Source organism: Actinacidiphila bryophytorum, from assembly GCF_016916835.1.
In the GTDB taxonomy this organism is placed as follows: domain Bacteria; phylum Actinomycetota; class Actinomycetes; order Streptomycetales; family Streptomycetaceae; genus Actinacidiphila; species Actinacidiphila bryophytorum.
Window position 1 is genome coordinate 240,659 of the sequence record NZ_JAFFIX010000010.1, and the last position, 19,386, is coordinate 260,044.

Genomic DNA, 19,386 nt, shown 5'->3' on the forward strand with positions numbered 1-19,386 from the left:
AGCCGGGTCAGATCAGCCGCCACAGGTGGTCGGCGGTGCCGTTGTCCGTCCACTGGGTGACCTGGGCGCCGTCGGCCTGCGACATGCCGTCGACGGCGAGCACCTTGCCCGACCGGACGTTGACGATCTTCGACCAGCCGTCGCCGTTGTCGGTGATGCGCCAGACGTGGTCGGGTGTGCCGTTGTCCTGGTACTGCTGGACGTGGGCGCCGTCGTCGGTGCTCTGGTCGTGGACGGCGAGGACCTTGCCGCTGTTGCGGTTGACGATCCGCACGGTCCCGTCGCCGTTGTCCAGCAGCGTCCAGACGTGGTCGGCGGTGCCGTTGTCCGCGTACTGCGTGACCTCGGCGCTGTCGGCGAGCGACATGCCGGAGACGGCGAGCACCTTGCCCGAGTTGCGGTTCTGGATGCGGTGCCAGCTGACGGTGGAGGGGGCGGGCGGCAGCAGCAGCGCGAACATCCCGCCGACCACCGGCCGGTCCTGGAAGCCGCGTTGGGCGCCGCCGGCCACCACGTACCAGTCGCTGAAGGGCACCCGCTGCGGTGAGGTGTTCGCGAAGTTGTAGACGCCGTTGACGAGTTGGTCGCGGGTGGCGGGGTGGTCGGCGAGCCAGGCGGCGGTCCACAGCTCCCAGTCGCCCTTGGTGTAGTCGTTGCGCGGGTCGAGGACGACGCCGTAGCCGCCGGACTGGGCCGCGTACCAGCCGGCCTCGCGGGCCGCGGTGCCGGTGGGCACCAGGTCGAGGCCGAGCAGCCGGTCGGGGAAGCCGTTGTACTTCAGGCTCCAGGTGCCGTCCTGGTCGTAGGCGAGTTTGAGGTGGGCGCCCGAGGAGTCCTCGGCGAGCGAGGTCCACCGGCTGACGTAGGAGCGGGCCAGGGTGCGGTAGCGGCCGGCGTCCGCGGTGCTGCCGTGCAAGGCGGCGACGACGCTCATGGCGCCGATGCCGACGATGCCCTTGAGCGCGAGGTTGGCGCTGTGCGCGATGAAGCCGGTGAAGTCGTCGGTCTGGTTCTGGAATCCGGGGTCGAGGGCGCTGGCGGCGAGGTACTCGGCCCACTGGCGCAGGATCGGGTAGTGCGCGGCGGCGAAGGAGGCGGCGTCGGCTGCGGGCAGCCGCTGGAGCAGGGCGGCGGCCATGATGAGCATGTTCGCGGACTCCTCGACCGGCATGTCCTCCTCGTTGCCGTCGTTGTGCCCGGTCGCGTTGGGGTAGCCCGAGCCGAGGTCGTGCTCGGCGAACTCCTTGGGCCAGCCGCCGTGTTCCGCGTAGTCCAGCAGCGGTTCCAGCAGCAGCCGCAGGTAGCCGGGCGAGAGGTAGAGGTAGGCGGGGAAGGCCGGGTAGGTGACGTCGACGGTGGACATGTTGCCGTCGGAGGAGATCTCCTTCAGGAACGCCCACGGCGAGCCGCCCCGGTCGGCCAGTTCGGTGCCGGCCACCGCCTGGCGCAGCGCGAGCGCGCACACGGCGGCGTAGTGGTCGCCGGTCGCACCGCCGCCCACCGCGGCGGCGGCGTCGTTGCGAATGCGCTGGTCCAGGGCGGTGGCGGCGGCCAGCGCGGCACCGTGGTCGGCGTCGAACCAGTCGACCATGCCGGTCCAGGAGCCCCAGTAGTGCGTCCACCAGGGCTGCAGCTGGGCGCCGAGGTAACTGACCGCGGGGGTGCGGACATGGCCGACGGTGACGGTGAACTCCGCCGACGGCGTACCGGGGTTGACGGTGCCGAAGTCGCGGTTCAGGCCGAGCACCGGCCAGCGGTCGCTGATGGCACGGGGTTTGGCGCTGTCCACGGACCCGTCGAGGCGGCCGGTGGCGGCGGAGGCGGCGCGCACCACGGTGTCCTGGCCGATCTGCGCGGTGACCCCTTCCCCGCTCGGCGCGGCCAGCACCACCCGGCCCCAGGACGCCTGGTCGCCGTGCTCCTGCAGGACGCCGGGGCTGGCGGGTTGCGCGCTGAGCACGGTCATGCGGCCGGTCTGCTGGAGGTCCCAGGTGATGGGCGTGGCATTGTCGCCGTGCACCCACTCCCCCGACACGTCGATGTGGACGTCCACGCTGTGGGCGCGGCCGTCGGCGCTCGTGGCCTGCACGGTGACGTAGCTGAGCGGCACCGACTGGCGCTGCAGGTTGCCGAGGTCCACCGGTGAGAAGAAGGTGACGGTCAAGGTGACGCCGCCGCCGGTGAGGGTGTAGACGGAGCGGGTCGCGGTCAGCTGCAGCGAGACCTGCTGCATGGCGGTCAGCGCGGGTCCCGCGGGCAGTGCGGGGGCGCCGGCGAAGACGTAGCAGGCCCCGTCGATCCTGGCCAGGCCGCACAGCGCGGTGATGTGGCCGTTCCAGAAGGTGGGCCAGGTGCCGGCCAGGCCGTCCGCGGCCAGCCAGGTCGACAGGTACATCGAGCGGACCGCGAGCGGCACGGCGGGCGGCCTGATCGGGGCGAAGGTGCCCGCGGCGGCGGCAGCGGGGCCGGGGGCGGCGGGCTGCGCGCCGGCCGGTGCGGCGGTGAGGGTGAAGAAGCCGCCGGTGGCTGCCGCTGCGGTGAGCGCGCCGCTCCACTTAAGCAGGTCGCGGCGCCCGGGCCTGGGCGTGCGGGTGTCGTCGGTTGTCACGGGGTTCCGTCCTCGGGGAGGGGTGGGGGGCGCGAGGGGGCCGGGCGGCCCTGGGGAACTGCGGAACGGGGTGGCTCAGAGGAACTGCCACAGGTGGTCGGCGGTGCCGTTGTCGTCGTACTGCACCACATGCGCGCTGTTGGCCGTCGACATCAGGTCGACACCCATCACCTTGCCGGAGTTCTGGTTGCGGATACGGAACCAGCCGTCACCGTTGTCCACGAACTGCCACAGGTGGTCGGCGGTCCCGTTGTCGTCGTACTGCACCACATGCGCGCTGTTGGCCGTCGACATCAGGTCGACACCCATCACCTTGCCGGAGTTCTGGTTGCGGATACGGAACCAGCCGTCACCGTTGTCGACCAGCTGCCACAGGTGGTCGGCGGTCCCGTTGTCGTCGTACTGCACCACATGCGCGCTGTTGGCAGTCGACATCAGGTCGACACCGATGACCTTGCCGGAGTTCTTGTTCCTGATCCTGCGGTAGGGCGCGGGCGCCGACCACTGGTGGCCGGTGGGCGAGGTGGTGGGGAAGGCGGAGATCCGCAGCCTGGCTGCGCCCATCGGGATGAGGGTGACGGTCTCGACGGGTGCGGTGCTGCGGGCGGGTGAGTCCTGGAGCGGGCTGACCACGTGCTGGCTGTCGGCCTGCCACTCGGCGATGCGGCGGGCAGGCGCGGTGATGCGCACGGGGGTGCCGGCGTGGGTGAAGGGGTCGGCCGGCAGCGGGCCGCCGGTGCGGCTGAAGGCGGTGCCGCCCGCGTCGAGGGCGAGCCCGTAGTTCCAGGCGGCGGCGGTGTGCACGGCGTACTCGGGGAACTGGGTGCTGCCGCCGGTCTGCACGTAGGTCTCGGCGATGTCGAGGGAGTAGCTGAGCGGGCCGTGGTCGATGCCGGTGGCGCCGTGGTTGCCCGGCCAGGTCCTGGTGGTCGTGGTCTGCGGCAGGGTGAGGACGACGGTGTCGCCGTTCTTCCAGGTGCGGTCGACGACGGTGAAGGCCGGTCCCGCGGGGGCGCCGACGGCGGCGCCGTTGACGCTGAGGCGGGGCGCGGAGCACCAGCCGGGGATGCGCAGATACAGCGGGAAGGCCAGCGGTCCCGGGGCGCTCAGGGTGAGCGTGACGGTGTCGGCGAAGGGGTAGTCGGTGGTCTCGGTGAAGGTCACCTGGGTGCCGCCGGCGACCTTCGCGGTGACGGAACTGGGCGCGTACATCGCCGCCGCCAGCCCGTGGTCGGGGGTGGCGAGCCACAGCTCCTCGGTGAAGTAGGGCCAGCCCATGCCGTAGTTGTGCGGGCAGCAGCGGTACTGGTCGACGCCGGGCAGATAGGCCTGCATGGCCCAGTTGTTCTGGAACTGCCCCTGCGTCTTGGCGCTGTCGTCCAGGTCGACGCTGTTGGCGCTGGTGATGTAGTGCACGGCCTTGCCGGACGGGTCGAGGGCGGCGGGCAGCGAGTTGAAGGCCAGGTCCTCGCAGCGGTCGGCCCACACCGGGTCGCCGGTGATCCGGGTCAGCAGCTGGTGGCTGGCCATGAACTCCACGATGCCGCAGGTCTCGAAGCCCTGCCGGGGGTCGCCGAAGCCGGGCCTGGCGTTCTCGTCGCCGGCGAACCCGCCGCCGGGGAACTGCCCGTAGGCGGTCATCACCGCGGTGTAGTTCTGGTACGCGGCCTGGGTCAGCGCGGCCGACGGCGAGCGCAGCGCGTACTGCGCGGGTTCGCGGAAGCCCTGGGCGATGTTGACGTTGTGCAGGGACGGCAGGTTGTTCACCCAGTTGGCGCCGCCGGCGTGGATCTTGTCGGCGAGGTCGAGCAGGAAGGCGTCGCCGGTGCGGTTGTAGAGCCAGAAGACGCTGTCCAGGCCGTCGCCCCAGCGCACCGACACCCAGCTCTGGTTGAAGGCGCCGGGACCCTGGGCGTTCATGTAGCGGAAGAAGGCGGTCAGCAGCGGCACGATCCTGCTGTCTCCGCTGTACTCCTGCCAGTTGCGCAGCGCCCAGGTCAGCGGCAGGTACGGCCAGAAGTCGGGGCCGCCGCCGAGCGAGGTGCGCAGCGAGGTCGGGCCGAAGAAGCCGTCGGGCTGCGCGGTGGCGAGGATCGCGTCGACCCAGCGGCGTACGGCGGCCAGCGCGGTGCCGTCGCCGGTGAGGATCGCCAGGTCGGTGTAGCCGCGCAGCCAGTACGGCACCTCCTCCCAGCCGGTGTCGGCCGGGTGGACCCAGCCGCTGCTGCCCATGGCCAGGAAGTGCGAGGTCGAGGCGTACTGGCCGCACAGGCCCGCGAGTTGCTGCCGCAGCCGGCCGTCGAGCCAGCCGCGGGCGGTGACCGCGCCGGGCGGCAGCCGCAGGAAGGCGGTGGGGGCCAGCGGGGCGGCGTTGGGGGTGTAGAGGCCGCCGGGGGCGGGGGCGACCCGGGCCGAGGCACGACCCGGGTGCCCGCCCCCGGCGGCGGCACCGGCGGGCGCGGCCGGCAGCAGTGGGAGAGCGGCGCCCGCGGTGAGTGCGGTGGTGACGAACTGTCGGCGGTTCAGGGGCATGGGGGGTGGCCTCCTGCGGTTCGCGTTCTTTCAACGTTGGAAAGACCGATGCCACCCGGCATGACAGCACGCGCTGACTGTCATGTCCATAGCTCACACAGAAGTCGTCACAAGTCCCACCCGTATCCGAACACCGCGGCGGGCAGCGGCCGTCGGCCGGTTTTCGAAACTCCCGACGGACTTCTTGTCGCCGCGGGGAGCCGCGTATATAACGTTGTAAAGCCGCGCCCCAGGGATGACCGGATCCCGCCTCCCCGCGCCGCCCCAGGACCACTCGTACGACCGACGGACCACCCCCGTCGAGACCAAGGAGTGTCGTGAGCATGACCAAGCACAGAACCCGCACGCTGGCCGTCGCCTGCCTGCTGCTCGCCACTGCGGGCCTCGCCGCCACCGGCTGCTCCAAGTCCGAAGGCGACGACAAGGCCGCCGCGCCCAGCAGTTCGTCGGACGCCGCGCAGCAGCAGGTCACCGAGTCCGCCACGGCCGCGGCCGACGGCTGCACGCTGACCTCCTACGGCGCCCAGAAGCTGGACCTGAAGAACGCGGTCGTCGGCTTCTCGCAGTCCGAGAAGGAGGACAACCCCTTCCGGATCGCCGAGACCCGGTCCATCAAGGACGAGGCGGCCAAGCTCGGGGTCAAGAAGCTGCTCACCACCGACGCTCAGTCCCAACTGCCCAAGCAGATCAGCGACATCCAGGACATGCTCAACCAGGGCGCGCAGCTGCTGATCGTGGCGCCGCTCAACTCCGACGGCCTGGAGCCCGCGCTGCAGGCCGCCGCCGCCAAGCACGTGCCGGTCATCACCATCGACCGCAAGATCAACGCCACCTCCTGCAAGGACTACGTCACCTTCCTCGGCTCGGACTTCGTCAAGCAGGGCCAGCGCGCGGCCGACGCCATGATCAAGGCGACCGGCGGCAAGGGCCAGGTCGCGATCCTGCTCGGCTCCTCCGGCAACAACGTGACCACCGACCGCACCAAGGGCTTCCTGGACGAGGTCGCCGCCAAGGCCCCCGGCCTGAAGGTGGTCGCCCAGCAGACCGGCGACTTCACCCGCGACAAGGGCCAGCAGGTCATGGAGCAGCTCATCCAGTCCAAGCCGGGCATCACCGCGGTCTACGCGGAGAACGACGAGATGGGCCTCGGCGCGGTCACCGCACTCAAGAGCGCGGGCAAGAACCCCGGCAAGGACGTCAAGATCGTCTCGGTGGACGGCACCCGCAACGCGGTCCAGGCCATCGTGGCCGGCCAGTACAACGCGGTCATCGAGTCCAACCCGCGGTTCGGCCCGCTGGCCTTCGCCACCGCCCAGAAGTTCTACGCGGGCGAGCCGATTCCCGAGAACGTGATCATCTCCGACCGCGCCTACGACGAGAGCAACGCCAAGGACTCGGTGGCCGGGGCCTTCTGAGCCGCCCGCACCCCGACACCCGGAAGGCAAGGCCATCGACATGGCACCACCGCAAGCCTCAGCGGCGCAGTCCGCCCCGCCGGGTCCCGACGGCCCGCAGGACCCCGCGGCCCCGCCGGCACCCGTCCTGGAGGCGGTCGGCGTCAGCAAACGCTTCCCCGGTGTGGTGGCGCTCGACGACGTCTCGTTCACCCTGCGTGCGGGTGAGATCCACGCCCTCGTCGGGGAGAACGGGGCGGGCAAGTCGACGCTGATCAAGATCCTCACCGGCGTCCACCGGCCCGACGAGGGCGAGTTGCGCCTCGGCGGCGAAGCGGTGTCCTTCCACCGCCCGCACGAGGCGCAGCAGGCCGGCATCTCCACCATCTACCAGGAGGTGAACCTGGTCCCGCTGATGAGCGTGGCCCGCAACATCTTCCTGGGGCGCGAGCCGAAGACCCGGCTGGGCCTGGTGGACTTCCGCCGGATGCACCGGGAGACCGCCGAGCTGCTGGGCGGCTTCGGCATCACCACCGACCCGCGCCGCCCGCTGCACACCCTGGGCATCGGCACCCAGCAGATGGTCGCACTGGCCCGGGCGGTCTCGGTCAGGGCCAGGGTCGTGGTGATGGACGAGCCGACCTCCTCACTGGAACCGCGCGAGGTCGAGACGCTCTTCCGGGTGATCGGCGAACTGCACGGCCGCGGCATCTCGCTGGTCTACGTCAGCCACCGGATGGACGAGCTGTACCGGATCTGCGACCGCGTCACCGTGCTGCGCGACGGGCGCCTGGTGCACACCGGCGACCTGCGCGACACCGACCGGGTGCGGCTGGTCTCGATGATGCTCGGCCGGGAGCTGGCCCGGGTGCGCAAGGAGGCCGCGGAAGGCCACGACGACGGCAGGACACCCGCGGCCGAACCGGTGCTGACCGCGACCGGGCTCAGCCGCCGGCACCTGCTCGACGGTGTCGCCCTCGACCTGCGGCCCGGCGAGGTGCTGGGCCTGGGCGGGCTGCTGGGGTCGGGCCGCACCGAGACCGCGAAGGCGCTGGCCGGCGCGCTGCCGCTGGACGGCGGCGACATCGAGGTCGGCGGGCGGCGGCTGCGCCGGATCAGCTCGGCCGCCGCGATCAGGGCCGGCATCAGCCTGCTGCCCGAGGACCGCAAGGCCGAGGGCATCATCCCGGGCCTGTCGGTGCGAGAAAACATCGTGCTGGCCGCGCTGCCGCGGCTGTCCCGCTTCGGATTCGTCTCCCGGCGCAGGCAGGACCGGGTGGTGGACATCTTCGTGAAGCGGCTGCGGATCAAGGCGGCGAGCCCCGAGCAGAAGGTCGGCGAGCTGTCCGGCGGGAACCAGCAGAAGGTGCTGCTGGCCCGCTGGCTGTGCCTGGAACCGCGGGTGCTGCTGCTGGACGAGCCGACCCGGGGCATCGACGTCGGCGCCAAGGCGGAGGTCCAGACGCTGATCGAGGAGCTGGCCGCAGAAGGCCTCGCGGTGCTGCTGATCTCCTCCGAGCTGGAGGAGCTGGTGGAGGGCGCCGACCGGATCGTGGTGCTGCGGGCCGGCACCGTCGCGGGCGAGCTGACCGGCGGCGACGTCACCGAGGGCGCGCTGCTGACGGTCCTGGCGGAGACGGCACCCGACGCCGTGCCGCCGCAGGGCGGGCCTGAAGCGGACGCAGCGCCGGAACCCGGCGCCGCAGACGTACCCGACGAGGCAGCCGCGCCCGGCGCCGGAGACGTACCCGAGCCACCGGACGCCGCCGCGGCACCGGAGCTGCGCAAGGAGGAGGACCCCCGATGACGTCGTTCGCGCTCCCCCGCGGCCTGGACCGGCCGCGGATCGCCGACGCCCTCCAGCGCTACGGCGTCTACGCCGCGGTGCTCGCGCTGCTGGTCTTCAACGGCGTCTTCACCGACCACTTCCTGACCACCGACAACCTGCGCACCCAGCTCGTCCAGGTCGCCCCCGTGGTGATCGTCGCGCTCGGTATGGCGCTGGTCATCGGCACCGAGGGCGTCGACCTGTCGGTGGGCTCCACCATGGCGCTGTCCGGCGCGCTGCTGCCGCTCTACCTCGGCTACGGGCTGCTGCCCGCGCTGCTGGTCGCGCTGCTCGCCGGGGTGGTCGTCGGGCTGGTCAACGGCTCGCTGGTGTCGCTCGTCGGCCTGCAGCCGATCGTCGCCACCCTCGCGCTCTTCGTCGGCGGCCGCGGCCTGGCCCTTGTCATCGCCGACGGGCAGCTCAAGCAGATCGAGAACACCGACCTGCTGAGCCTGGGCACCGACAGCGTCCTCGGCATCCCCGTCGTCGTCCTGATCGCCGGTGTGCTGGCCGCCATGGTCGCCGGGCTCGTCCAGCGCACCACCTTCGGCCGCCAGCTGGTCGCCGTCGGCGGCAACCGCAAGGCCGCGGCACTGGCCGGCCTGCCGGTCAGACGGGTGCTCATCGGGGTCTACGTCATCTGCGGTGTGCTGGCCGCGCTCGCCGGCGTGCTCGCCACCGCACGGCTGACCGCGAGCGACCCGTCCTCGCTCGGCAACCTGATGGAGCTGTCCGCGATCACCGCGGTCGTCGTCGGCGGCACCCCGCTGACCGGCGGCTCGGTCCGGGTGCTCGGCACCGTCTTCGGCGCGCTGCTGATGCAGCTGCTGCACGCCACCCTGGTCACCCACGACCTGCACGACTCCACCGCCCAGATGGTCCAGGCGGGCATCATCCTCGTCGCCGTCTACGTCGCCCGGGAGCGCAGAGCCCGATGAAGTCCCTCGCCGAAACCGCGCCGCCCGCCCTCGCAGGGCCGCCGCCCCCGCTCGCCGTGACCGAGCAGCCGCGCCCCGGCGGGCGGCAGCGCGCCGCCGAACTCCTCCAGCGCCAGGGCGTGCTGGCCGTGCTGGCCCTGCTCTGCGTCGTCTCCTCCTTCGTCTTCGACTCCTTCGCCACCCTGGACAACGCCCGGGGCATCACCATCCAGGCGTCCTTCCTGTCGATCGTCGCGCTCGGCATGACCCTGGTCATCGTCACCGGCGGCATCGACCTGTCGGTCGGCTCGGTCTTCGCGCTCGGCGGTGTCGTCGCCGCCTGGGCCTCGCAGTACGGCTTCCTGCCGGCGCTGCTGGTGCCGCTCGCGGTGTGCGGGGCGATCGGCGCCGTCAACGGGCTGCTGGTCGCCAAGGCCGGGATGGCGCCCTTCATCGTCACGCTCGCCTCGCTGCTGGGCGCCCGCGGGCTGCTGCTCGCGCTGACCCACGAGGGCGCCAAGACCTACCTGGTGCCGCGCGGCTCCGCCTTCCAGAAGCTCGGCGGCGGTGCGGTGTGGGGGTTCGGCTACCCGGTGCTGATCGCGCTGGCGCTGTTCTGCCTCGGCGGCCTGCTGCTGCAGCGCACCTCCTTCGGCCAGGGGCTGTTCGCGGTCGGCGGCAGCGGGGACGCGGCACTGCTGATGGGCCTGCCGGTGGCCAGGACGAAGGTGCTGGTCTACACGCTCAGCGGGCTGCTCGCCGGTTTCGCCGGGGCGCTCAACGCGGCCCGGCTGTCCTCCGGGGTCACCATCATCGGCGTCGGCATGGAGCTGGACGCGATCTCCGCGGTGGTGATCGGCGGCACCCTGCTGGTCGGCGGCGCCGGGTCGGTGTCCGGCACGCTGTGGGGCGTCCTGCTGCTCGGCGTCATCCAGAACCTGATCAACCAGATCGGCTCGCTCAACTCCTCCTACCAGTCGGTGGTCAGCGGCGGCTTCCTGATCGTGGTCGTCGTCGCCCAGCGGTACCTGTCGGCGTCCAGACGCGGCACCTGAGGGATTAAGCCCGGCCCGTACCACAGACGGGACCGGCACACTGAGGCCGGAACCGCCGTGCCTCCGCAGGACGGCCGAGGGAAGGAACTCCGTGGGCGCCAGCCTCAAGGACGTCGCGCAGCTGGCAGGCGTGTCCGTCAAGACCGTGTCGAACGTGGTGAACAACTACCCCCACGTCACCCCCGCGATGCGGGAGCGCGTACAGCGGGCCATCGACGAGCTGGGCTACCGCCCGAACCTGACAGCCCGCCATCTGCGCAAGGGCAGGACCGGGATCATCGCGCTGGCGGTGCCGGAGCTGGGCAACCCGTACTTCGCGGAGCTGGCGGGCGCCGTCATCGACGCCGCCGCCCGGCACGACTACACGGTGCTGCTCGACCACACCGCGGGCCTGCGCGAGAAGGAGGTGCTGGTCTCGCAGGGATTCCGCGCCCACGTCATCGACGGCCTGATCCTCAGCCCCATCGAGCTGGAGGCGGAGGACCTGCTGGGCCGCCCCGGCGACGCGCCGCTGGTGCTGGTCGGCGAGCGCGAGTACGACGCGCCCTACGACCACATCGCCATCGACAACGTGGCCGCCGCCCGCACCGCGGTACGCCACCTGGCCGGGCTCGGCCGGCAGCGGATCGCCTTCCTCGGCGCGCGCAGGGAGATGGCCAGGCAGCCCGCCCACCTGCGGCTGCGCGGCTGGCGCGAGGAGCTGACCGCGGCCGGGCTGCCGCACGACGACTCGCTGGTGGCCGCGACCGACGGCTACGGCCGGTGGGACGGCGCCGCCGCGATGAACGCGCTGCTCGACCGGGGCGCGCAGCCGGACGCGGTCTTCGCGTACAACGACCTGATGGCGCTCGGCGCGATGCGTGCACTGGTCGAGCGGGGGCTGCGGGTGCCGCAGGACGTGTCGGTGGTCGGCTTCGACGACGTCGAGGAGGGCCGCTTCTCGACGGTCGCGCTGACCACCGTCTCCCCCGACAAGCAGGCCATCGCCCGGCTCGCCGTCGAACGGGTGGTGGCCAGGCTCGCCGGCGCCCCGCAACTGCAGCCCGAGCGGATACGCCCCGGATACACGCTGGTCGCGCGGGAGTCCACCGCCCCGCGCACCGGGTGAGCGCCCTCCCCTCCCGACCCGTCCTTCCCTCCACGCCCGCCGACCGCCGAGGACCGCCGATGCCCGCGTCACCACCGCACAGCTCCCCCTTCGGCCACGCACCCGACGGACGGCCGGTGGAGTGCTGGCGGCTGGAGTCCGCAACTGGGGTCGCCGCCGAGATCCTCACCTACGGCGGCACCCTGCACGCACTGCACGTGCCCGACACCGCAGGGCGCAGCGACTCGGTCGTCCTGTCGCTGCCCGACGTGCTCTCCTACGCCGTCAGCCCCTACTTCGGTGCGCTCGTCGGCCGCTACGCCAACCGCATCGGCGGCGCCCGCTTCCTGCTCGACGGCAGCCTGCACCGGCTGCCCGCCAACGACCGCGGGCACACCCTGCACGGCGGCCCCGACGGCTTCCACCACCGGCTGTGGGAGGCGCAGCCGCTGCCGGGCGCGCTGCGGCTGACCCTGCACAGCCCGGACGGCGACATGGGCTTCCCCGGCGCGCTGGACGTCAGCGCCACCTACGCGCTCGGCGAGGACGGGACGCTGGCGCTGGACTTCGAGGCGCGCACCGACCGCACGACGGTCGTCAACCTCACCAACCACGCGTACTTCAACCTGGCGGGCACTCCCGCCGCGGGCGGCGGGGCGGACGCGTCGGGCGCGATACTGCGGCACATGCTGCGTATCGACGCCGACGGCTTCCTGCCGGTCTCCACCGAGTCCATCCCCTGGGGTCCCGAACAGCGGGTGGCGGGCACCCCGTTCGACTTCACCAGGCCGCGCGCGCTCGGCGACGGCCTGCGGGCGCCCGACCCGCAGGTCAAGTCCGCCGACGGCTACGACCACTGCTGGGTGCTGCGCAAGGCGGCCGACCCCGCCGTGCCGCGCACCGCCGCGGTGCTCCACGACCCGGACAGCGGGCGGACGCTTGAGGTGCGCACCACCGAGCCCGGCATCCAGGTCTACACCGCCAACCAGCTCGACGGCACCCTCGCAGCACCCGGCGGGCACCGCTACGGGCCGCACGACGCGGTGTGCCTGGAGACCCAGCACCTGCCCGACTCGCCGAACCGCCGCGAATACCCCTCGGCGGTGCTGCGGCCCGGCGAGGTGCTGCGCAGCCGCACCGAATTCCGCTTCCCGCACCTGACAGGCGGCCGGTCGTGAGCGGCCCGGCACCGCTGGTCGTCGTCGACGGTGCGAACGTCGTCGGCTCGGTGCCCGACGGCTGGTGGAAGGACCGGCGGGGCGCCGCCGCCCGGCTCCGCGACCTGCTGGCCCCACTGGCGGCCGCGGGCCTCCCCCCAGGCTGCGGCGCCCCGCCCTGGGCGGTCGGCGTCCCGCTCGACGTGGTCCTGGTGACCGAGGGCGCGGCCCGCGGTGTGCCGCCCGTCCCCGGGGTGCGGATCGAGGAGGCGCCCGGCAGCGGCGACGACCTCATCGCGGAACTGGCCGCCGCCGCGGCCGGCCGCCACTGCCTGGTGGTGACCGCCGACCGCGGCCTGCGCGCCCGCGCCGAGGCGGCCGGCGCGACCTGCGCCGGCCCCCGCACGGTCCGCCCGCGCTGAGCGCCCCGCCCCTGTCGGGCCGCGCGGGAGCGTGGCGTCCGATATCCGCTAGCCCGCGGGGTGGGGGCTGGTCATACTGGACGCATGACGACCGAGGACAGCAGGTACGAGGCGGTGCGGAGCCGTGACGCGCGCTTCGACGGGGTCTTCTTCTTCGGCGTGTCCAGCACCGGAATCTACTGCCGGCCCAGCTGCCCGGCGATCACCCCCAAGCGGGCGAACGTGTCCTTCTACGCCACCGCCGCCGCCGCACAGGGCGCCGGCTTCCGCGCCTGCCGGCGGTGCCGGCCCGACGCGGTGCCCGGCTCCGCCGACTGGAACGCGCGGGCCGACGTCGTCGGCCGGGCCGTCCGGCTGATCGGCGACGGCATCGTCGACCGCGAGGGCGTCGCGGGCCTGGCCACCCGGCTCGGCTACAGCGCCCGGCAGGTCCAGCGGCAGCTCAACGCCGAACTGGGCGCAGGACCCATCGCGCTGGCCCGCGCCCAGCGCGGCCACACCGCCCGGGTCCTGCTGCAGACCACCTCCATGCAGGCCGCCGAGATCGCCTTCGCCGCCGGGTTCGCCAGCGTGCGGCAGTTCAACGAGACGATCAGGGAGATCTACGCGGCCACCCCCACCGAGCTGCGCGCCGCCCGCCCCGGCAGGACCTCCCGCACCCCGGGACCCCGCGGCGACCACGGCACCGCGACCGGTGTCCCGCTGCGGCTCGCCTACCGCGGCCCCTACGACTCCCGGCAGGTCTTCGACCACCTCGCCGCCCGCACCGTCGCCGGCGTCGAGGAGGTCACCGGCGCCCGCGGCTCCCGCACCTACCGCCGCACCCTGCGGCTCCCGCACGGCTCAGGCGTCGCCGAGGTCGCCGAACGCCCCGGCCGCGGCGGCTGGCTCGACTGCCGGCTCCACCTCGGCGACCTGCGCGACCTCACGACGGCCACGCAGCGGGTGCGGCGGCTCTTCGACCTCGACGCCGATCCCTACGCCGTGGCTGAACGCCTCGGCGCCGACCCCCTGCTGGCCGGCTCCGTCGCCCTGCACCCCGGGCTGCGGGCGCCGGGCACCGCGGACCCCGAGGAGTACGCGCTGCGAGCGGTCATCGGCGACGCTGCGGTCTCCTGCGCGGTGGCCGCCGCGTACGGTACGCCGCTGGACGCGCCCAGCGGTGGGCTCACCCGGCTCTTCCCGCGGGCCGCGGACCTCGCCGAGGCCGCTCTCACCGAGGTGGGCACCTCGGTTCGGCCGGTGCTTCGCGGGGTGGCCGTGGCCCTCGCCTCCGGCGCGCTGCGGGTCGATCCCGGGGCCGACCGGGACGAGGCCGAGCGGATGCTCCTCGCGCTGCCCGGGGTGGCCTTGCGGACGGCCTCGGCCATCCGCATGCGAGCCCTGGGCGACCCCGACGTCCTCCTCCCCCCGGCCACCCCCCCTTCCCCCCACTGGCGCCCCTGGCGCACCTACGCCACCCACCACCTGTGGGCCGCGCCCCCCGATGACCCGCACTGACCCTCTCCCCGGGTGGGGTGGCAGGTCCCGACCCCTGCCCCTTGCGGTGGGCTTCCCGCCTTTCCCCCGGCGGGTGGTGCACAGGTGATTGCCCCTTGCTGTGGCGTTGCTTTCTTTCCGCCCGCCCAGGCTGGGCGCGCAGTTCCCCGCGCCCCTGAAAAACGCTCACCCTCCCAGGCAGACGGCACCCCTCAGAAAAACGCTCACCCTCCTGCGCAGAGGGCGCCGCCCGAAAGCGCCGACTCTGCGAGAGAGGGCAACCATCAGGGGCGCGGGGAACTGCGCGCCCAGCCCCCACGCACCGCAAGGTGCAAGCTCACAGCAAGTGGCACCCACCTAGCGGGGGCGCCGCAAGGAAGCGCGCCGCCGGCGTTCCTCGTCGAAGAGACGGAGGAAACGCTGGGTGCTTTCGTCCGGCTCCTCGGACCCGTCCTCGTCCTCCCGGATGACGCCCTGCGCACGCAGCTCGCGGTCCTGGACCATGACGGGCGGCACGGGGTCGGGGTCGGAGGGGCGCGGCCCCTCCGGGCCGTCGGGGCCGACGCGGACGAGGCGTTCGACCCGCACGATGCGGAAGTGGCGCCCGGCGACGTCGAGTTCGTCGCAGCGCTCCGCGTCGAGCCGGTCCGCCGCCGCGTTGTGGACGGACCGCTGCTCGGCGGTGAGGTCGCGCTGCCACGGCACCATGACCCGAAGCTGCATGGCCAGCCCGTCCCGTGCGGCCTGCGGTGTGGTGGCGGTGCCGCTGGACGCGGGCCGCCACTGGCCGCCGTCGCGTTCCGCGGTCAGGAAGGTGGCGGGCAGCAGCACCCCGGCGGGGTACGCGGCCGCGGCGGCGCGCGCGTCGTCGCGGACGTCGCCCGGGACCGTGCCGTGTTTGCGCAGGGCCGCGAGGAGTTCGGCCTTGAGGATCCCGTCGGAGACCCCGGTGGCGTCGTAGGGGTCGATGACCAGGCCCGCGGCCGGGTCGTGGCCGTCGTGGGACTCGCCGGGCTCGCTGGGGTCGGGGTCGGTGACCCGGGGCGGTTCGGGTCCGTCGGGTCCCATGCGGATGAAGCGCTCGGCGCGGACGATGCGGTAGCGGCGCCCGCACACCGTGAGGTCGTTGAGCGCCTCCCAGTCGAGCAGTTCGCCTGCCGCCTGGTATTCGGCGGCCTGCCGCGGGGGTCCTGCCTCCTTGGCGACGCGGCGGAAGTACGCGCCGAGGCTGTCCCTGGCGTCCTGCGGTGCGAGCCCGCTGAAGTAGGGCTGGAGCGCCCAGCCGCCGGCTGGTCTTTCGCGGGCGACTCCGAAGACCGGGCCGCCGGCGAAGAGCATGGAAGGGTAGGTCTTGCGGGCCTTCCACGCCTCCACATCGGCGAGCGCCGCGACCGGGGACTCCGGGGCGGTGACCCGGATGGTCTGGTAGGCGGTGGCTTCGTCGCCGGAGTACTCCATGGCACCAGCATGCCCATCCGTCGCGGCGATCGGCGGTGGTTCTGTGAAAGGCGCAACCAGCGGGTCTGTTTGTCGTATCCTGCGCTGCCGGCGGGTCAGCCGAGCATGTGTCCGATCCCCTCGGGGGAGAGCAGGTGCTGTACGGCGAGCCGCCGGGCGCCCTCGATGCCGGCCCTGCGCCCGAGCAGGGTGGTCTCGATGGCGACGGTGCGGGTGGCCAGCGGCAGGGCGCGGCGGTAGACGGCGGCGCGGATGTCGGCGAGCAGGTCGTCGTGGAGGCTGGCGATGCTGCCGCCGAGCACGATGGTGTCGGGGTTGTAGAAGCTGACCAGGGAGGCGACGACGTCGCCGAGCCGCTGGGCGGCGAGCCTGACCTGGCGGCGGGCCAGCGGGTCGCCCGCGGCGACCAGCCGTACGACGTCGGCGGCGTGTTCGGCGGGCAGGCCGGCTTCGCGCAGGGTCGCGGCGATGGCGGCGCCGGAGGCGACGGCTTCGACGCAGCCGGTGTTGCCGCAGTGGCAGAGGACCTCGTCGTGCCCGGGGACCCGGATGTGCCCGATGTCGCCTGCCGCGCCGGTGGCGCCGCGGTGGACGAGGCCGCCGGAGACGATGCCGCAGCCGATGCCGGTGCCGACCTTGACGTAGAGCAGGTGCGCGGTGGCGGGCCGGTGACCGTATTCGCCGAGCGCCATCATGTTGACGTCGTTGTCCACCAGGACGGGGGCGCGGTAGCGGTCGGCGAAGAAGGACGGGACGCGGTAGCCGTCCCAGCCGCGCATGATCGGCGGGCGGATGACCGTACCGGTGCTGGCTTCGACGGGTCCCGGCAGGCCGATGCTGATCGCCCGCACGTGCTCTGCGGGGTGCCCCGCGGTGTCGAGGAGCCGGCCGAGCTGCTTGTGCAGGCCGGTGAGGACGGCTTCGGGTCCGTCGTTGATGTCGAGGTCCTCGGTGGCCTCGGCCAGGACCGTGCCGCCGAGGCCGGCGACGGCGACGGCGCTGTGGGTGGCGCCGAGGTCGACCGCGCACACCACGGCGGTGGCGGAGGCGAGTTGCAGGGTGAGCGGGGGCCGGCCGCGCTCGGTGGCGACGGTGCCGGTCTCGACCAGCAGGCCCTTGGCGATGAGCAGGTCGACGCGCTGGGCGACCGCGGCGCGTGACAGGCCGGTGGCGGTGGCGAGTTGGCTGCGCCGGGTGACGCCGCCCGCGACGAGTCCTGCCAGTTCGCTGAGCGCGGTCAACTGCCGGTCGCTTGCTGCGGTCACCGTGGGGGCTGCCTTTCGTCGGGCTGTCGTCCGGCGGATTTATGACAGAAGTTAGCGGAAATCTTGCCATTGTCAACCGAAAGAGTGATGGCTAGCGTTTCGAGCAAGCGGAATGGGAGGCCATTTGTGGGCAGTATGACAACGGCGGTGTCATCACCGTCACCGCCGTCCCTGCCGGCCCTGCGCACGGCTGTCGCCGGCGTGGGGATGATCGGGCGCGTGCACCTGGACGCGGTGCGCCGCACCGGGGCACCGGTGGTCGGCGTGAGCGCCTCGACCCCGGCACGCGCCAAGGAGGCCGCCGCCGCGCTGGGCGTGGAGCGGGCCTTCGACACCTCCGAGGAGCTGGTCACCAGCGACGACGTGGACGTGGTGCACATCTGCACGCCCAACGACGCGCACGCGGGCCTGGCGGAGCTGGCCCTGCGGGCCGGCAAGCACGTGGTGTGCGAGAAGCCGCTGACCACGTCGGCGGCGACCGCGGACGCCCTGGCGGCGCTGGCCGCGGAGTCCGGGCGGGTGGCCGCGGTGCCGTTCGTCTACCGCTACCACCCGATGGCGGCCGAGGCTCGGGCCAGGGTGCTGGACGGCCGGGCCGGCGACGTACGCCTGCTGCACGGGCACTACCTGCAGGACTGGCTCTCGCAGCCGGAGGACACCAACTGGCGGGTCGACGCGGTGGCCGGCGGTCCCTCCAGGGCCTTCGCCGACATCGGCTCGCACTGGTGCGACCTGGTCGAGTGGGTGACCGGGCACCGGATCAGCGAGCTGACCGCGGCCAGCCAGACGCTGGCCAGGTCCGGCGGGCTGCCGGCCACCGAGGACGCGGTGCAGCTGCTCTTCCGCACCGACCGCGGTGCCACCGGTACGGTGACGGTCTCGCAGATCTCGCCAGGCCGGAAGAACCGGCTGTGGTTCGAGGTGGACGGCAGCACCACGTCGCTGGCCTTCGACCAGGAGAGCCCCGAGACGCTCTTCGTCGGCAGCCGCGGTGAGAACGCGGCGGTGCAGCGCGACCCCGCGGTCCTCTCGCCCGCCGCCGCGCGCCTGTCGGTGGTGCCCGGCGGGCACCCGATGGGCTATCTCGACTGCTTCGCCGCCTTCGTGCGCGATGTGCACAGCGCCGTCCGCGAGGGCGGCACCGGTGGGGCCTTCCCCACCTTCGACGACGCCGCCCGCATGGTGCGCCTCACCGAGGCCGTACTGGCGTCGGCGGCCGACCGGTCCTGGAAAGAGGTCTCCTGAGATGAAGCTGGGCTTCCTGACCGCCTGCCTTCCGCAGCTGCCGCTGGACGAGATCGCCGCGTGGGCGGCCTCGCACGACTACCAGGCGCTGGAGGTGGCCACCTGGCCGTCCGCCGGGTCACGGGACTTCGAGGCCAGCCACATCGACGTCACCGGCTTCGGCAAGCGGCAGGCCGACGAGGTGAACGCGCTGTTCGCGCGGCACGGCCTGACCCTGTCGGCGCTGGCGTACTACGAGAACAACCTGCACCCCGACCGCACCCGCAGGGCGGAGATCGCCGCCCACGTCCGGGCGAACGTCGACGCGGCCGCACTGCTCGGCGTCCCGTACGTCGGCACCTTCGTCGGCCGCCACCCGGGCCTGTCGGTCCGGGAGAACATCGCGCAGGCCGAACGCGAACTGCCCGCCCTGGTCGAGTACGCGGGCGAGCGCGGGGTGCGGATCATCATCGAGAACTGCGTGATGGAGGGCTGGCACCCGGACGGCTACCCGGGCAACCTCGCCTACTCCCCCGAGCTGTGGGAGTGGATGTTCGGCCTGGGCCTCTACCTCAACTACGACCCCTCGCACCTGCTGTGGCTGGGCATCGACCCGGTGGCCGCGCTGCGCCCCTACGTCGACCGCATCCCGCACGCCCAGGCCAAGGACGCCCAGCTGGACCCGCGGGCCAGGGACCGCTACGGCGTCTTCGGCCGCACCGTCGGGCGCGCCGACGGGTGGGACAGCGGCTGGTGGCGCTACCGGGTGCCGGGGCTCGGCGATGTGGACTGGCGCCGGATCGTGGACACCCTCTACGAGGGCGGCTTCACCGGGGTGCTGTCCGTGGAGCACGAGGACCCCGTATGGAGCGGGGACACCACCAGGATCACCCAGGGTCTCGAGATCGCACACCGCACGCTGCGCCCGCTCATCGTGGGCTGACGCCCCGCCCGCCCGCA

14 protein-coding genes are annotated in these 19,386 nt (G+C 73.0%); 10 read left to right on the plus strand and 4 right to left on the minus strand.

The annotated features are described in order from the left end of the window. Positions 1-7 precede the first annotated feature (7 nt). Together JT723_RS17490 and JT723_RS17495 are read right to left on the minus strand one after the other, a co-directional pair. Entirely contained in the window at positions 8-2,608 is a 2,601-nt protein-coding gene (locus tag JT723_RS17490; protein ID WP_251513633.1) for a glutaminase domain-containing protein, read from the minus strand. 75 nt (positions 2,609-2,683) lie between these two features. Then, positions 2,684-5,140 (minus strand): RICIN domain-containing protein, encoded by a 2,457-nt coding sequence (locus tag JT723_RS17495; protein ID WP_205045572.1) that lies wholly within the window; start codon positions 5,138-5,140, stop codon positions 2,684-2,686. A gap of 323 nt (positions 5,141-5,463) precedes the next feature. Here JT723_RS17495 and JT723_RS17500 point away from each other — a divergent pair, with 323 nt between their 5' ends. The 8 genes from JT723_RS17500 to JT723_RS17535 all read left to right on the plus strand — a co-directional run bounded on the left by JT723_RS17500 (position 5,464) and on the right by JT723_RS17535 (position 14,500). Then, positions 5,464-6,555, plus strand: coding sequence for an ABC transporter substrate-binding protein (locus JT723_RS17500; RefSeq protein WP_205045573.1), 1,092 nt, complete (start codon positions 5,464-5,466; stop codon positions 6,553-6,555). Positions 6,556-6,595: 40 nt separating this feature from the next. After that, positions 6,596-8,341: a sugar ABC transporter ATP-binding protein gene (locus JT723_RS17505; protein ID WP_205045574.1), complete on the plus strand. Its 1,746-nt coding sequence runs from the start codon at positions 6,596-6,598 to the stop codon at positions 8,339-8,341. After that, entirely contained in the window at positions 8,338-9,300 is a 963-nt protein-coding gene (locus tag JT723_RS17510; RefSeq protein ID WP_205045575.1) for an ABC transporter permease, read from the plus strand. The genes JT723_RS17505 and JT723_RS17510 overlap by 4 nt, the downstream gene beginning before the upstream one ends. Continuing rightward, positions 9,297-10,334, plus strand: a complete 1,038-nt coding sequence (locus JT723_RS17515; protein ID WP_205045576.1) for an ABC transporter permease — start codon at positions 9,297-9,299, stop codon at positions 10,332-10,334. Before JT723_RS17510 ends, JT723_RS17515 begins: the two co-directional genes overlap by 4 nt. Positions 10,335-10,425: 91 nt before the next feature. After that, positions 10,426-11,442 (plus strand): LacI family DNA-binding transcriptional regulator, encoded by a 1,017-nt coding sequence (locus JT723_RS17520; protein WP_205045577.1) that lies wholly within the window; start codon positions 10,426-10,428, stop codon positions 11,440-11,442. Between the two features lie 59 nt (positions 11,443-11,501). Further along, on the plus strand, positions 11,502-12,599 hold the full coding sequence (locus JT723_RS17525; RefSeq protein WP_205045578.1) for an aldose epimerase family protein: 1,098 nt from the start codon (positions 11,502-11,504) through the stop codon (positions 12,597-12,599). Continuing rightward, positions 12,596-13,000 (plus strand): NTP pyrophosphohydrolase, encoded by a 405-nt coding sequence (locus JT723_RS17530; protein ID WP_205045579.1) that lies wholly within the window; start codon positions 12,596-12,598, stop codon positions 12,998-13,000. Before JT723_RS17525 ends, JT723_RS17530 begins: the two co-directional genes overlap by 4 nt. A gap of 84 nt (positions 13,001-13,084) precedes the next feature. Continuing rightward, a complete protein-coding gene (locus JT723_RS17535) occupies positions 13,085-14,500 on the plus strand; it encodes a DNA-3-methyladenine glycosylase 2 family protein (protein WP_205045580.1) in 1,416 nt (471 codons plus the stop codon). A 336-nt stretch (positions 14,501-14,836) separates the two neighbouring features. On the opposite strand, the gene JT723_RS17540 is transcribed toward JT723_RS17535, so the two are convergent. Then, entirely contained in the window at positions 14,837-15,937 is a 1,101-nt protein-coding gene (locus JT723_RS17540) for a DUF5954 family protein (RefSeq protein WP_205045581.1), read from the minus strand. A 95-nt stretch (positions 15,938-16,032) separates the two neighbouring features. Then, a complete protein-coding gene (locus JT723_RS17545) occupies positions 16,033-17,202 on the minus strand; it encodes an ROK family transcriptional regulator (protein ID WP_205045582.1) in 1,170 nt (389 codons plus the stop codon). A 147-nt stretch (positions 17,203-17,349) separates the two neighbouring features. Between JT723_RS17545 and JT723_RS17550 the strand changes: the two genes are divergently transcribed. Both JT723_RS17550 and JT723_RS17555 read left to right on the plus strand, forming a co-directional pair. Continuing rightward, positions 17,350-18,447: a Gfo/Idh/MocA family protein gene (locus JT723_RS17550; RefSeq protein ID WP_251513631.1), complete on the plus strand. Its 1,098-nt coding sequence runs from the start codon at positions 17,350-17,352 to the stop codon at positions 18,445-18,447. 1 nt (position 18,448) lies between these two features. Continuing rightward, positions 18,449-19,369, plus strand: coding sequence for a sugar phosphate isomerase/epimerase family protein (locus JT723_RS17555; RefSeq protein WP_205045583.1), 921 nt, complete (start codon positions 18,449-18,451; stop codon positions 19,367-19,369). Positions 19,370-19,386 lie beyond the last annotated feature (17 nt).

Excerpts from the sequence above, each read along its gene's own strand:
- JT723_RS17495 (WP_205045572.1), bottom strand. The coding sequence starts at position 5,140 with ATGCCCCTGAACCGCCGACAGTTCGTCACCACCGCACTCACCGCGGGC.
- JT723_RS17500 (WP_205045573.1), top strand. The coding sequence starts at position 5,464 with ATGACCAAGCACAGAACCCGCACGCTGGCCGTCGCCTGCCTGCTGCTC.
- JT723_RS17505 (WP_205045574.1), top strand. The coding sequence starts at position 6,596 with ATGGCACCACCGCAAGCCTCAGCGGCGCAGTCCGCCCCGCCGGGTCCC.
- JT723_RS17510 (WP_205045575.1), top strand. The coding sequence starts at position 8,338 with ATGACGTCGTTCGCGCTCCCCCGCGGCCTGGACCGGCCGCGGATCGCC.
- JT723_RS17515 (WP_205045576.1), top strand. The coding sequence starts at position 9,297 with ATGAAGTCCCTCGCCGAAACCGCGCCGCCCGCCCTCGCAGGGCCGCCG.
- JT723_RS17525 (WP_205045578.1), top strand. The coding sequence starts at position 11,502 with ATGCCCGCGTCACCACCGCACAGCTCCCCCTTCGGCCACGCACCCGAC.
- JT723_RS17535 (WP_205045580.1), top strand. The coding sequence starts at position 13,085 with ATGACGACCGAGGACAGCAGGTACGAGGCGGTGCGGAGCCGTGACGCG.
- JT723_RS17540 (WP_205045581.1), bottom strand. The coding sequence starts at position 15,937 with ATGGAGTACTCCGGCGACGAAGCCACCGCCTACCAGACCATCCGGGTC.
- JT723_RS17555 (WP_205045583.1), top strand. The coding sequence starts at position 18,449 with ATGAAGCTGGGCTTCCTGACCGCCTGCCTTCCGCAGCTGCCGCTGGAC.